Genomic DNA, 15791 nt, shown 5'->3' with positions numbered 1-15791 from the left:
GTATCCGGCGCATTTGTTACCAATCTTTAGTTTGCTTTAATTGTGGATTGAGTGTAATCTCCTGAAGGGGAATAGGCTCTAGATAGTATTTTTCCAACCAACCCAATGGCACGTCGTAAAATTTCACATAGCCCTCAGCAGCCCCGCCATTAATAATCAATTTATTACCAAAATCAGCGTTTTTAGCCCATATCCCAAGTGCCTGCTTATTGAGATAGGTCCCTTTTTTCCATCTTTTCAGATCATTGAACCGAAAACCATCGCCCATAAGCTCAACCCTGCGCTCTCTTCTAATCTCCCATAACACCGGGTCAACAGAAGGATCTCTGTTCAGGTCAAAACCAGCATTTATCAATTGAACGTTCATACTTGCTACATTCGCCCTTGCACGCAGTTTATTCAGGGTATTATTTGCGACCACCTGATCGAATAAACCCAGTTCATACATAGCCTCTGCGTAGTTTAACATGGTTTCCTCAATACGGAACAGCGGACAGTCATTTGTAGAATTGGTAGAATTGTCAAAAGGTATTTTATTGGATACTTTCCAATAATAATAGCCAAGTTCGCCAACGCATTGTGGTTGACCACCATTAAAATTCCTGAAGTGTGGCGAGGAGCCAATCACATTTCCAGTAGTCCAGGTAGGGCTTTGCGCTAATTGCGGCAGTCTTTTATTGGTATTTCCGGGTATATTATTGACAAGATTAATATATTCAGCATCTGCAGGATTGGCTGTTGCCGTGAAAACAGCTCCAGTGGCATTCACTTTATATGGTGGTACCACGGTAAAGTAAAGTCTTCTATCCCGATTCCTAAAACTGTCATACATGGTTTTGTCTCCTGAATATACAGCACTGGTTGAAATTGGCCTGCCGTCGACACACAAATAACTCTCCACTGCATCCTTGGAAACATCTGCATACCATGAGGTACTGCCGGCAAACCTCGGGTTTGCATGCCCCCTTAAGTTGGCTGCATATTGCCTAAAGAGTATTATCCCGGGCTTTCCAGAGAGGTCTTCTGAGTTATAAACATCATCATAACTTGAGATGATCGATGGAAAGGTAGTCATCAACTTTTCTGAGTAGAGCTTACAGGCCTGCAGGTAAACATCCGCATTCCCGAGCCCATGATATTTCCTCCAGGTGCCCTCAAAAAGCCCAAACCTGGAAATCAAAGCCCTTACCACATTTTCGTTAATGGTATTTTTTTCTGCACCAGAGGCAGTCGAAAGCCGGATGTGCGATTCAGCCCAGATCAGATTATCTAACATATTCTTCGCTACCTGGTCACGTGGTGTTCTGGCGGAGAAGAGTACACTGGTAGTGGTATCACTTAGCGCATTTTCAATCCAGGGCACATCGCCATAGGCAGCAATCAGATCATAATATCTTAGAGCACGGAAGAAATAACCTACGCTTCTCCAGTGATCCTTGTTCTGCTGGGTCATGGTAGAACCATCAATTTTATCCAACATGACGTTCACTCTACGGATATAAGAAAAATTCCATTGTGAGATTACCTGACAGGTTGTTGCATCATTGCTGGTAGGCACAATTTTGGTCTGATATGCGTACGGGGACATATTCCCTGATAAGGTTTTACTCAGATTGTCAGAATTAAATTCCTGGCTCACTAGCGCTGGCGGATAATCGGCACCAGAATTGCCATAACCCTGAAAATAGTCGTATAACCCCCATGAGTAAGTCTTAAAATTCTCATCCGTTACCAGAGCGGTTTCAGAGGTGAGCGCTATGGTCGGAAGTTTATCAAGAAAATCTTTTTTACAGGCTGCTGTCACAAGAACCAGCAACATGAATATTATTTTATATTTTTTCATCTTTAAAGATTTAAATAAGTTCAGTTTTACCACTAGAATGAGAGATTCAATCCGATAGAGGTCATCCTCATGAAAGGATAACCAAGTCCGTATTGTTTTCCATCTAAAGCGGGATCCAATCCTTTTGGAAGGTGTTGAAAAGTGAAGGGATTTTCTACGCTGCAGAATACGGAAAGCTTGCTCAAATGTATTCTCTTGATCAGTTCCTGGGATACCGAATAAGAAAGGCTTAAGTTCTTAATCCTCAGATAAGCACCATTAAGTAAATATCTGGTCTGCAACTGTTGGTTGAAGCCCTGATTGCCTGCAGCCTGATCATAAATCCGCCCGAAAAAGGCGTCCTGCCGATTTGGTGTCCAATAATCCAGCTGATGGGCATATATTGTCCCGAAAGCATACTGATTTGGAAGGGTCAAAGGATTTGCAAGCCATAAATCCTGTTTTCCTACACCTGCAATTGCAAATGAAAAATCGAAATTCCTCCAGTTTAGTCCCCCAAGTATACCATACTGATAACGTGGGGTGCTGTTTCCGATTATACTTCTGTCGCCTGGATTTGAAAGGGTACCGTTGCCCGAAAAGATGATTCCATTATTATCCAGATCTTTGTACATCATATCTCCCGGATTGGGATTCTGCCCCTGAAACTTTACTACACCAGGCTTAAGTGTTCCGCCGGTCAGGTTTGCGTTAAGGGTTCCACTGACAAAATCGTCTGAAGTATAAAGCCTGTCAGAAGTATATCCCCATATCTCGCCGGTTTTTTGACCGACATAATATTTACTTAGCAAATTCGAAGAATTACCATCGAATTTGGTTACCTCACCCTGAGAATCATAAAGGTTTAATCCTACCCTATAACTGACCGAACCAATTTTATCTTTCCAGTTGACCTGGATCTCATAACCTTTTGAGCGAACTGCGGCTGTATTCTGTAAGGGAGCACCAGTACCCAGCACCGCCGGCAATGGGATTTCTCCCGGCGCCAGAATGTCTCTGGTATCTCGTTGATACCAATCAAAAGAGCCTGTAAGCTTATTATCAAGCAAACCAAAGTCGATACCCAGATTGAGGGTTCGTACTTTTGCCCAGGTAAAGTTAGAACTGATCAGTCCGGGCGGATTTAAAGAATTAAGCAATGAGGAAGTTCCATTTAGCCACTCTGGATTGTACCCAGAGAGCACAGCCACAAACTGATAGGGATCAATGTTCTGGTTTCCTACCTCGCCAAAAGAGCCTCTTAACTTAAACTCATTAAGAATAGGTTTTAAGTTTTGCATAAAAGATTCTTCAGAAATCTTCCATCCTGCAGAAGCAGAGGGGAAAAAACCCCAGCGATGCCCAGAAGGAAATTTTGAAGACCCATCGTACCTGCTATTAAGTTCTAACAGATACCTACCCTTATAATTATAATTAAAACGGCCGAAATACCCCCTCAAACTATATGCACTTTCTGAATTGTTCGCAATCGTTGGTCCTGTTGCCTGGGTAAGGGAGGGTAATTCCCCCGCGATCATTCCGTCTCTCTGAACACTAACCTGCGTGGTGGCATTATTTTCCTGATTAAAACCCAGTATGAGTTCAAAGTTGTGATTACCTAGAGATTTGCTATAATTACCGAAGATATTCAGTGCCCTGTAATCGGTAACTCCATTAGTCAGACGATACACTCCTGTCCCACCATTAGATAGCTGAAAGTTGCTTGTATTGACAAATGAATAGGTCTTATTGTAGAAGGTCTCATTTGGGGTTAAATTCTCATAGGTATATTCTCCGGTTAAAGTAAGCCCGGCAATTGGCTTTGCTATTGCCCTTGCCGTAAGCCTTAAATCATTAAGACCGGTAACCGTAGGCGATCCAAGCCCAACCAATTGCCGGGGTGTACCATTTACGCCCCTGGTTCCATTGGTTGCTGTAACGGTGTCTTTCACCGCAACATATGATGGCAGGTTAGCTGCCTGACCGAACTGGTCTACCGAGCTTGGAAATGTTTTTGTTGATTTTGCGTATCCTGCATCAAGCTGCGCGGTTAACCAGCTTGCAATATCTGAGGAAATAAAAGACTTAATATTATACCTCTTGTAGCTATCCTGTTTTGCCTCCGGCGCAAGAATACCCGGTTCATCGGTCAGACCTGCCGAAATTCTATAGGAACTCCTTTCACTACCCCCGGTTATGGAGATGTTATGCATCTGCTGTACCGCAGAATTGCCCAGTAAATCATCCAGCACATCTGTTTGGGCAAGGGGATAACGGATGCCATTTACATAAGCAAAGCCATCGGCATATTTATTTGGATTAGCCTGATAATCTTTTAATAAATTCAGCCAGGTGTCCACATTTTGCCCAGACCAATAGCCTGTTGTGCCCATATCCTTGTAAGATTGTACCGTTTGCAAAGGAGTTGGCTTTTTGGGAAGGTTCTGGGGTGATACGAAAGTAATATTGTTATTGTAGCTCACCTGAACTTTTTGGTTTTTCAATCCCTTTTTACTTGTGATCAAGATCACTCCATAAGCAGATCGACCTCCATAAATGGCCGCAGCACCAGCATCTTTAAGCACTGTCACAGATTCGATGTCGTTTGGGTCCAATAGATTTAAACTCCCATTAAAAGGAACGTTATCGACCAATATCAAAGGGCTTCCAGAATTGATGGTATTACCTGAGGTGCCAATATCCGTTGCGCCCCGAACGTTGAAACTTGAACCCGCACCAGGTTCTCCCGAGCCAATATTTATCCTCAGGCCAGGAACTGTTCCCTGCAAAAGTGAAGCAGTGGTACTTACAGGCCGGTTTCCCAAAACCTCTTCCATTTTTACTGAACTAACAGCCCCGGTTAAATTTGCCTTCTTTTGTGTTCCGTAACCCACTATTGCGATATCGTTCAGATTGCTCGTTACCGCAGTAAGACGGATCGGTTTCTGCGAAAGTGATGCCGCGGGAATTTCCCTGCTGGCATAACCAATAAAAGAAACAATAAGCATAGATTTTAGATCTATATTTCTTATGGTAAACTTACCGTCCTTGTCCGAGACGACCCCTATTGCGGTACCTTTGACCATTATTGTTGCTCCAACAATCGGTTGCCCATCTTCTCCGACAACCTTACCCGAAAAATCAGCAAAGAATGTCGATCTTTCGGTCGGCAAAAGCGCTAATGCCTTTTTCCTGGTGATGATGATCGATCTGTCTTTAATTTTATAATCTAGATTCTGATACTGAAATATCTCGTTCAATACATTTAAAAGCTGTTTATCCGCTACGTTGATGCTTACAGGACTTGAGCTGCGCAAAACAGATTTTGTTGCAAGAAAGTCATATCCTGTTTGTGCCCTGATTTTTTCAAAAACTTTCCTGATAGGGCTATTTACTTCTTTCAAAGTAACATTCTGCCCAAAAGAGGTGGCGCTTACCTGTAAGATTGTTACAACAAGCAATAAAGTGGTCAACTTCATAACCAATATAAATTTCGCTCCCTCCTTGATCAAAGGGTGCGAGTTTGATTTGTAAATATTGTACATTTGTTTGGTTTGGCTTAAGCATAGTCTCCCATTGTCCAGATGCTGACTAGTGCTTGATGAATAAATTATTTTTTTATTGGCCCAATCCTTTGCCAGGAGCTTTCGGGCTTCCTGGCTTTTTTAGGCCTTGATGTAGATCTACTGCATTACAAAGACCCTCCTTCCCTGAATTTCAAAACGAACTTCTCCAGTATTCTGAAGCATATCAAGAACCTGAATAAGATTTTTACTGCGTGATATGGTACCGTTAAATTCTTCTTCTGTCACCTTCCCTTTAAATATAAAGTCTACATCGTACCACCTGGCAAGTTTTTTACTGATGGACAATATATCCTCATTATCAAAGCTGAAATAATCACTTTTCCAGGCAATAGCATTTTCAAGTGCTTCAGGGTTCAAATGGCTGACCGGAATCTCTTTTCGATGATCCCAAAAGAAAGATTGATCTCCGGGAACAAGCATCACGCCGCTTTTATTTATCTTATCCCTTACCTGCACACTACCTTCAAGCAATGTTGTTGTGATCCTGTCATCTTCAGGATAAGCACTTAAATTGAATTGCGTTCCAAAAACCTTAACCTCCTGACCCTTGCTATTTACAATAAATGGCTGTTTCTTATTTTTTGCAACCTTAAAAAATGCCTCTCCTTTCAGTTCTACCACCCTTTGGTTGGCCGCAAAAGCAGTTGGATAACTCAGAGACGATTCGGCGTTTAACCAGACAATTGTTCCATCGGGCAGATTGATCTGATATTGTTTTCCCCTTGAGGTTGAGATGATATTTTTTATACCAGCTTGTTTTGAAGATTGAGCAGGTAATACCTGATATACAATCTGTCCGTCTGCGGCTTTCTTGATCTGTACCCCGGCTTCCTTTAAAATCTTACCAGTGTTAAAAGTATCCAGATCTATTATCCGGCCATCACCAAGCTCAAGCGTTACATTTTTATTCTTGTTGGTCCTTTCATTGCCTTTATAGGCTACTGATTGATTTTGAGCATTATTTTTTATTGGAATAACCCTTACCAGAATTGAAATCACCGTAAGCAGCAATACAGCCGCAGCAGCAAACTTTATCATTAGCGGCAACTTCAATCTCCACACCGGTCTTTTTACTGCGCTAAGAATATTGTGGCGCATCTTTTTCTCGATAGCATCCTTATCGCCCATTTCTTCTTCCCTCCAGGAAATATTCTCCTGAAAGCTCATAAAAAAGCGGTGATATAGTCGGATCTCATCCTGATTTGCTGATCCCGATCTGATTTTATCTAGTAAGCTTAAAAATTCTTCATTGTCCATAATATCTGGCTTGATATATGTATGGCGTTTGATAGCGGCCTAGCCCCCAAACGATGTTGAAAAAAAATCTCAATGAAAATTATAGTAAGGGGAACCAGCAACTGAGCCGTCCAAGACTGACTTTAAGTTTCCTTAATGCAATGGTAATCTGGTTTTCGACTGTTTTCTCAGAGACCCCAAGTTTGATTGCGATTTCTTTATTACTCATGAACTCATATCGACTCATTTTAAAGATTTGGGCGCATCTTTCAGGAAGGGTATTGGTGAAGTGCTGAATGAAGGTATTCAGTTCTCTTACTTCTATTTCATCATCAATACGGTATTCTCTCTGGACGTTAGATATTTTATCAAGAAAATCTTTTCTTACCACACCCTTTCTGACCTGACTAATAATTTTAAACTTGACTGCCGCAAAAAGATACCCCTCTAACGTTGAAACAATATTAATCTTGTTTCGATGCTCCCACAACCATATAAATACTTCCTGGCAAACTTCAGCTGCCATGTCCTTGTCCCGGCAAATGTTAAAACTGGATACATATATTTTTGGCCAGTGACGGCTGTATATTACGTCAAATGCATGATAGTCATCCTTCTGGATCATCAAAATCAGTTCCTGATTTGAAAGTGCATTGTAACGCTGGGACATATTTATTATTAGAGAAAGTTAAGGTAGATAATAATGGTGATTTTATCAAACCAGCAAATTACTACCGCTCACGAAGGTCTGAATCCTCATAAATCAATGCGATAAACATCAACAATTTTTTGGCTATAAAAGACGAATACGGTTTCAATTGAGCGTAACATTTAGCTTAACTCAGGTGATGGCTCAATCTTATTTATCACAAAGAATTCTTCCATTATCGTCGATAAATAGCCCTGCAATTCCGAAATGCAAAGGCTAAGTATATTCAAACCAAAGGGGAATAGCTGTAAAAATTCACGTAAATGCTTTTCAATCGATAAGCTTAAACTCCTTTCAAGCTGCTCCAGAAAGGTAAACCGGAGTCGACGCTCGTCTGGTATAGCAGCTAACCGTTTGTCGAAAACAGCCTTAACCTCTGCAGCGCTAATAGCATTTAATGAAATATTTTTTAACCAAAGCCTAACTTTTTGCAATCTATAGTGGTCATCCACAGGGAGGCGTTTCATGTATCTTACTAAATTTGACAAGTCACTATGCACCCTATTAAATTCCTCGATCAGCTCCCTGCATTTCAACAAACTGATTGTTTTTTTATGGTCAGTCAGCTTCATGTAGAAATCAGCTATCTCCATATAAACCGCATAGTAATATCTAAAAGAGGCAAGCATTTCTCCGATAGCCATAAAATCTACACGTTTTTCGAGAGAAGGATACGAGCGCCTGCATGCTTCGATCTCTTGGATATTACTAAATACTTTTTGAAATGCATCTACATCAGCGAAGCAAACGGCGTCAACAGAGATTTTATGATACAATTTCATTAAATTTAAAGTGGGTTAACTACGGGGATAAAGGATAACCGCATTTTTGGAAATGTCGATGGTGAAGTTATATTTTGAAATGAACCGAATCCCTAAGGATCCATCTGGAACATTCCCGGATGCAGCATCAGGATTTCCTCCAGCCATAAGCTCAACATTTATATTCCTCACATCATCCATACCGTTAAGTGAGAAGCAATAGGCACTACCGGAAAAAGTCGGCGTCGCAACACCCATGCTAACCGTGCTACTCTGAGATTGAGGAATAAAACCATTGGTTAGTAAACGATTTTTTATTACGAATGGCCTAAAGCAGATGAGTTGATATGATGCACCAGTATCGAACACAAAAAAACCAGAAACCGGTTTTTCTTTTGTGATACTCAGGTTCCCCTGAACCAACAGAGCAGATGACCGGTACGTCAGTGGTACCACCCTACCGTTTTTGTATGGCTTAAAATTACCGAAAGTATATAGTGAAAGCAGTTTTCTATCGAAATCGACGTGTGTGATATATTTTTTCACAAGAGAATGACCGATAATCCCATCAGTTCCTCTTTTTACTGTTTTAAAAATGGCTATATTCTGGTTAAACAAAGTCATCGTATCAAGGTAAACACTATTTCCAGTGGAAATTTCAATTTTTGCCGTGCCGCCAACAACCGAGGCATCCTTTGTGAAAGAACTTTGAAGCCCAATAGAGTCGGCCAAAGACTGGCTCATTGCCATCCCATTGGCACCAGTGTCAAAAAGCATTTTTAAGGGCCTCTCGCATTTATTTATTTTTAAAGTAAGTATGATAGAACCATTTACTAATTCAAAAGGAATCTGCGCAACAAGCCTAGATTCGCTAGTGCCCGAACTTTGTGTTTCAATCTGGGCAAAGTTTATTATAGGACACAAAATAAAACAGAAAAATGTAAAAGCGATCCAAATGTTGATTTTAATCATGGTGTTTTTTTGTATTGTAAGTAAAAAAATCCCGAAAGTTTAAGCGCTAATCTTCCGGGAATTTATTTCTACTCATTAAGGTTGAGACAAAAGGTATTTTTCAATAAAGTCATTATTCATCTGATTGTATTGTGCGGCTTTATTCTGCAAATAATACCAGCCATGGGCAGCGCCAGGATAAAACATTACCTCAAACTGTTTTCTTGCTTCCTGAAGCGCATCCATCAATTTTATGGTATTACGCATATGCACATTATCATCCATTGTTCCCTGTGCAAGGCTAAGGTGTCCTTTCAGGTTTTTCACATAAGTGAAAAGACTTGAGCTTTCATAGCCGTTGGAATTTTCAGATGGCTTATCCATGTAACGTTCGGTATAAACACTATCATAAAGATGCCAGTCTGTAACACTGCCGCCGGCGAGTGCAACAGTGAAAACCTCAGGCGCCTTTAGCAATGCCATTGCAGATATATAACCACCATAACTGAAGCCCTGAATACCTACCCTGGTGGTATCGATGCATGGATATTTAATTTTCAGGTAATTGATCACCGCTTTAAAATCTTCTATTTCCCAATGACCAAGATCCCTGAACATATAATTCTGGCCAACTTTACCAAACTGTCCGGAACCTCTGTGATCCATCTGGATGCGGATTATATTTTTCTTTACAGTATCTTGTGCGGTATAGAACCCGCCGGTGAAACCATCCCTCACAAAAGCGGAATTGGGGCCACCGTAAACATTTGCCATCAAAGCGTATTTTTGGCCAGGGTCAAATTTTGCAGGAAAGGTAATCCTTACAGGCAGATCAAATAATCCATCGGCACTCTTCACCCTAATGATTTCGGATTTTGGCATGGCCGCCGCTATCTTATCATAATCTTTTCCCTTACTATTAAAAAGCTCGCGTATCATCTTGCCGTTATCGTCCAGCAATGCAACCCTTGTAGGCGTTGTGGCGTTACCATAGGTGGTAATAAAATATTTAGCATTTGGAGAAAGTTCGAAACGGTGCATGTATGCTCCAAAAGTTAGCCGCTTAAAATTAGTTCCATCCAAATTAACCCTATATAAGTCCAAACGTGTTGAATTTTCCTTTTTAGCAGTAAAAAACACCGTTCCTGTTTTTGGGTTGATATAATTAATCTCGGTGACAGTCCAGTTCCCTTTGGTAATCTGCTTGGATGTTTTTCCATCAATACTGTTTGCGTACAGGTGCATCCAGCCGTCTTTATCGCTCATCAGTAAGAACACATTCTTATTTGGGATGAAGGTAATGCGCATTTCATCATCAATAGAGATCCAGGTTTTCTGGGTTTCTGTATAAATAAGGTTCCGCTTACCGCTCTGAACATTTACCGCTTCAACCTTTAGTGTATCCTGGCCGCGGTTCATCCATTGTACCCAAAGGGCATCACTTTTTGGCGTCCACACCGGTGCCCCAAAGTATTGATCCTTTTTGGCATCATAATCTGCCCAAACCAGCTGTTGATTGTCAACTGCTGCGATGCCGATTTTAACCTCCGGATTGGTATCGCCAGGCAAAGGATAACGTTGCTGGATCTGCTTTTCGTGGATACCAGAATCATCAGTCAAATAATGAAGTGGGACCTTGGTATCATCAAAACGCATAAATCCTATTTTTTTGCTATCAGGGCTCCACCAAAATGCACGGTAATCCATTCCCCGACCCAATATTTCTTCGTTATATACCCACGATGAATAGCCATTATAAACTGTTCGAGAACCATCTGTTGTAACCCTCCATTTCGCTTTGGAGTTTAAGTTGAGTATATACAGGTCGTTGTCTTTGGTAAAGGCTATCAAATTTGAATCGGGTGAAAGCGTAGGATTTTTGATGCCCTTAAGGGTATCGACCTCACCGCTTCTAAACTTAACAGTTACCTCGCCCTTTTTCTTATTGTTGAAAAACAACATTTTGGGCGCCGACTTAGCCGCAGCGATTTTCTCTTCCCCAGTTAAAACATCAATATTAACCTGCTGATCTATTTCCCCAGCTTTTGCTGATTTGAATGTGAAATAATGGCTGTCATCGGCCCACCTGAAGACAGAGGCCCTTTTGATGTAATCTTCCGAGATGCTTCTTGCCTGCGCCTGAACGATAACCGGTAACAAAAGCGTTGGCGCTGCCAGCAGCAGCAGGATGTATTTTCTCATTTTTACTTATTTGCTTAATTCAGATTCTAGTAAGGCCTTTAACTTTGGATCGGATGGTCTTGGTGCATCAACAGTTACCACTTTACCGTCCTTACCGAATACCATAAATCTTGGTATCCCGGTTATTTTATAGTCCTTAGTGATTTTGCTCCAACCACTGGCAAATAATTGCACACCTGCCAATTGCTCATCTTTTATCATTTGGAGCCATTTTGCCTTATCTTTATCCTCATCTACAGAGACGCTCATAAATACCACATTTTTATCGTGCATTTCCTTTTCCATGGCCTTTAGTGATGGTATTTCTTTTTTACATGGCCCGCACCAGGTTGCCCAAACGTCTACCAGTACCACTTTGCCTTTTAAACTGCTTAATGACACCACTTTACCATCTTTATCAGGATATGCAAAGTCTGAGGCATCTCCGCCAGCCTTAGAAGTATATAATTTTTCGCTTAGCTCTCCAATCCTTTTTTTGAGATCTGAGGTAACCATGTATTTCCCATAGGAATCAACCATCGCCTGGTACTTCTCAAACGTTCTTAATCCATTTCCTTCAGTGCTAAGGACATATTCTCCCCTTTGCCTGTCAGTACCCAATACCGCCAGCCGATCCGTTATGGTAGACTTCGGCCCGGCAGCAAATTCTGCATACATGCCCATAAACCTTTTGCCATATAAGATGTCCAGCACATCATCATTTTTAAACTTACTGGGCACGACAATCGTACTGTAATAGGCTGGATACTCGTCTTTTACCGGATGGGCGGTACGAGGGGTCCTTAACAGATTAACGGCGTAAAAATCAAGGTCAAAACCGGTTAACTGCTGCATAAAGCTGTTAAATTTTACATTTTTTGTTTTGATACTTTTGAGAAATGCATCACGTTCGCCAGCCACTTTCGTCAGCTCAGGAAAAAAGTGAACATATGAACTGTTACCGGAATTAAAATAAACCGACATCCTTTTAACATCCTGCGTAAGAATTTCCCAGCGTCCAAGTACCTGGTTTTCGGGTGTAGTTTGTCCGGTAAAAGTGTAGCTATACTTGTCAATTGCTACGGATGCATTATCACCCGGCTTTAGGTAAAGCGGAAACTGTCCTTTTAAAATTTCAGGAGAGCCAACTGCATATAAGCCTTCATAGGTTGGCTTAAAAGCAAATCCGAAGAATCCATCTTCGCCCAGTGTCGTGGTAGATATAACTTTCACATCGCCGTTTTCAATTTTCATCAAAGCGATTTCCTTGTAACTGCTGGAACCTGGCCTCACCAATCCTGAGACCTGGCTTACCTGAGCGTAATGCTGTAATGCTATCAATAGCAATACTGATAGGGCAAATATTTTTTTCATCGTTGTTCTATTTTAATTTCTTGCTGATTTTTTAGTGGTTTATTTCGTCAATTCAGATTCCAACAGACCTTTTAATGCTGGATCAGACGGCCTTGGTGCATCTACGCTAACAATCTTTCCGTTCTTATCGAATACCAAAAAACGTGGAATGGTATTCACCTTATAATATTTTGATAAATCGTTGCCGCTGCCTCCGGCAAACAATTGCAAACCGCCCAGTTTTTCATCGACAATCATCTTTTCCCATTTCCCTTTATCCTTTAATTCATCGACAGAAACGCTCACAATCTGAACATCTTTTCCTTTCATTTCTTCCTCTAGTTTTTTTAACGAAGGAATTTCGGCTTTACAAGGCCCGCACCAGGTAGCCCAAACATCGACCAACACAACTTTGCCTTTCAAATCACTCATCTTAACTGTCTTGCCTTTGTTATCGGCATAAGAGAAATCCAGGCCTGCATCACCTTTTTTTAGGCTAGCCAGTGGCGCAATAAATCCATGGTCTTTAGCTTTTTGGTTAGCGGTTAAAATGTATTTACCCGCTGAAGCCATTAATGCACTGTAAGCATCAAAATTTTTTATATAGCCAGCATTCGTCAATACCAGTTCACCCTTTAAGGTATCATTGGGAACCAGGCTTAAGGTCTGCTCCAGCCCATCTAAACCTTGTTTCCTGGTTGTTCCCTTTACACGCATCTCTAAAGCAATTAAGCTCTCAAGCAACCTGATCCCGAATGGATAAGAATATAAGGTTTGCGTATTGGCAGCAAAATTTTTCACTTTCAAACCAGTATATATTGGACTATACTCTTCCGGAGACGGATGAGCTGTCCTAGGGGTGTTTAAAAAATTGCTGGCGTAAAGCGCCATATCTGTCTCTACAATCTGTTTAATCCGTTTATCAAACCTGGGGTTGCCAGAATATTTGCCATCTAAAAAGACTTTTGACTGCTTGTTCAATGCTTCCAGTTTTGGAAAAAACGTCACAAAAGTTTGACGAAAAGTTGTCATTGCGTTCTTTTCAACCTGATAACTCTGGTCGTGCCACTGCGTTAGAATCACATTCTCCTTGCTGTTGGTTTTTCCGGTCAGCACATAAGTAGAATCGTTTATTTCTACACTGAGTTCATCACCAGGTTTGAAATAGAATTTATTGATGTGATCCGGACGCAGCCCGGTCCCTGTACCGATGCTATACAGGCCTTCGTATTCAGGATAAAACTGAAAACCGAAATTACCTGTTGTGGTGGGTTTTGCGGTTGCAATCTCCACATTCCGTCCATCTACCACCGCATATAGTTTTACAGGCAGGTAATTGGTATTTTTTAACAAGCCGGCAATCCTAACGGGCTTTAGGGCTAAAACAGCAAGAGAGAGGGTTACAAATAGTATGCATAGCGATATCTTTTTGATCATGATCTTATGGTTATTTACGTTGATTAATAATTTTTGGATAAAGCAGTAGCTGAACATGGCCTTTTAAAACCACATTTAGCTACTGCTAAACCTGCATTTACCAGCCGGTATTTTGTGTCATCAAATTACCTGGCTTGGTCATTTCGGTTAATGGATAAGGAAACAGGTAATGCTTGTCCTGAAAGATCCGTACTGTGGTCAAATTTCTCTGGGTGTAGGTTTTAACCCCTGTTGCTGCATTTTTAGTTATGGTTATCGCCCTTAAGGGATTGGTCGCCGAATTAAATAACGTGGTGGCCAGTTTCCAACGTTTAACGTCCCAGTAGCGCGCATCTTCAAAAGCCAGTTCTATTCTTCTCTCATGTCGGATAGCTGTACGCATGGTTTCTTGCGTTAAGCCAGTAGCCAGAACAGGCATATTGGATCGTTTCCTAACCGCGTTCACCGCATCATATACACTTTGATCGGGGCCTGTGGCTTCATTTTGTGCCTCAGCATAGTTCAGCAATACTTCAGCATAACGGAACATGACCCAATTCTGGCTGCTTACTGCGTTAGCATCGGTTAGAACCAGGGATTCATCTACAAATTTCCTTAAATAATAACCTGTATTGGTAATCCAGCTTGCTACCTGGGCATTTGCAGGGTTAACATCTGTACCTCCTGTAAACATCTCCATTGCACGGCCGCGAAAAGTAGCCCCATCATACAGGATGCTTGCGGCGAAACGTGGATCGCGACCAGCATAAGGATTTTGCGGGTTATAACCAGATGCTGCATTGGTGATCGGCAAACCTGTAGCCTGCATTTCATAATCATCCACTAAATTCTGAGTAGGCAAGGTACCTGCCCTCCCGCCGAAAGTAGGTGGTTGATTAAACAAATCGAATGAATGGGAAAACTCCGCTGAATTGGCATTCGCCTGCACCGAAAGGATCACCTCCTTATTCGTTTTATTTGTTTTTGAGAAGATATCTGCATAACTAGTTACAAGGGAATAGGTATTGGCATCCATAATAGTTTTCGCTGTAGCGGCCGCATCTTTCCACCTACCTGCATAAAGCTGCGCCCTGCATAGAAGAGCCTGGGCAGCGCCTTTGGTGATCCGGCCAAAATCGGCCGCGGGATAACTTACCGGCAATAAATCTGCGGCTTCAGTCAATTCCTTAACCAGAAAGTCAGTGCATTCCTCTTTAGTGTTCTGTTTCATGAATGCCGAATCATCTATCTCATTTTGTGCGGTAGTGAGGATGGCTACAGTGCCGAACCAGTTCATTAAGTCGAAATAATAATAAGCCCTTAAAAATTTGATCTCGCCTTTCATGCGCTGGTTTAACGCAGCATCTCCAGGAACGGCATCTATTTTAGACAAGAATATATTTGCCCTACGGATAAATAACCAACGCCCGTTTGTTGTACTGGTCCATAAGGTATTTACAGGAGAGGTATTTGAAGTGTAAGCTCCATTCCAAAAGCTAGCTAGCACAGTATTGTTCACTGTTGCCTCGTCTGTAAAATCTGCCAGCATTTGCCCGGTTAGAATAGGCCCATTTGGATATATATTTTTAAAGCCGGAATTAAGCTGTGAATAGAAGTTCGCAGTATAGGTCAAAACCATGTTCTGGCTGCTCCAGAGCAGAATGTCGTTAATCTGATCAGTTGGTTTAATATCCAATACGTCCTTTTTGCAGGAAAATATGCCTACTGCAATGAAAAGAAACCCGATCAATATGCACTTATTTTTCATGATAATA

10 protein-coding genes are annotated in these 15791 nt (G+C 41.4%); all 10 read right to left on the bottom strand.

Features of this window, described 5'->3' with window-relative positions:
* Positions 1-16: 16 nt before the first annotated feature.
* The 10 genes from AC04QZ_RS00865 to AC04QZ_RS00820 all read right to left on the bottom strand — a co-directional run bounded on the left by AC04QZ_RS00865 (position 17) and on the right by AC04QZ_RS00820 (position 15784).
* On the bottom strand, positions 17-1843 hold the full coding sequence (locus tag AC04QZ_RS00865; RefSeq protein ID WP_478356184.1) for a RagB/SusD family nutrient uptake outer membrane protein: 1827 nt from the start codon (positions 1841-1843) through the stop codon (positions 17-19).
* A 32-nt stretch (positions 1844-1875) separates the two neighbouring features.
* Positions 1876-5301 carry a SusC/RagA family TonB-linked outer membrane protein gene (locus tag AC04QZ_RS00860; protein ID WP_478356183.1) on the bottom strand — a complete coding sequence of 1142 codons (3426 nt, stop codon included), beginning with the start codon at positions 5299-5301 and terminating at the stop codon, positions 1876-1878.
* Positions 5302-5505: 204 nt separating this feature from the next.
* Positions 5506-6666: a FecR family protein gene (locus AC04QZ_RS00855; protein ID WP_478356182.1), complete on the bottom strand. Its 1161-nt coding sequence runs from the start codon at positions 6664-6666 to the stop codon at positions 5506-5508.
* A gap of 79 nt (positions 6667-6745) precedes the next feature.
* Positions 6746-7315, bottom strand: a complete 570-nt coding sequence (locus tag AC04QZ_RS00850) for an RNA polymerase sigma-70 factor (RefSeq protein ID WP_478356181.1) — start codon at positions 7313-7315, stop codon at positions 6746-6748.
* Positions 7316-7476: 161 nt separating this feature from the next.
* Positions 7477-8136 (bottom strand): hypothetical protein, encoded by a 660-nt coding sequence (locus AC04QZ_RS00845; RefSeq protein WP_478356180.1) that lies wholly within the window; start codon positions 8134-8136, stop codon positions 7477-7479.
* 15 nt (positions 8137-8151) lie between these two features.
* Entirely contained in the window at positions 8152-9087 is a 936-nt protein-coding gene (locus tag AC04QZ_RS00840) for a retropepsin-like aspartic protease (protein ID WP_478356179.1), read from the bottom strand.
* 75 nt (positions 9088-9162) lie between these two features.
* On the bottom strand, positions 9163-11268 hold the full coding sequence (locus AC04QZ_RS00835; RefSeq protein WP_478356178.1) for a S9 family peptidase: 2106 nt from the start codon (positions 11266-11268) through the stop codon (positions 9163-9165).
* Positions 11269-11274: 6 nt separating this feature from the next.
* Positions 11275-12621: a TlpA family protein disulfide reductase gene (locus tag AC04QZ_RS00830; protein ID WP_478356177.1), complete on the bottom strand. Its 1347-nt coding sequence runs from the start codon at positions 12619-12621 to the stop codon at positions 11275-11277.
* 39 nt (positions 12622-12660) lie between these two features.
* The gene (locus tag AC04QZ_RS00825; RefSeq protein ID WP_478356176.1) at positions 12661-14037 is read right to left on the bottom strand and encodes a TlpA family protein disulfide reductase; all 1377 of its coding nucleotides are present in this window, start codon (positions 14035-14037) and stop codon (positions 12661-12663) included.
* Between the two features lie 97 nt (positions 14038-14134).
* Positions 14135-15784: a RagB/SusD family nutrient uptake outer membrane protein gene (locus AC04QZ_RS00820; RefSeq protein WP_478356175.1), complete on the bottom strand. Its 1650-nt coding sequence runs from the start codon at positions 15782-15784 to the stop codon at positions 14135-14137.
* Positions 15785-15791 lie beyond the last annotated feature (7 nt).

Source organism: Pedobacter folensis, assembly GCF_056490665.1.
This window is presented reverse-complemented; position numbering and strand designations above follow the sequence as displayed.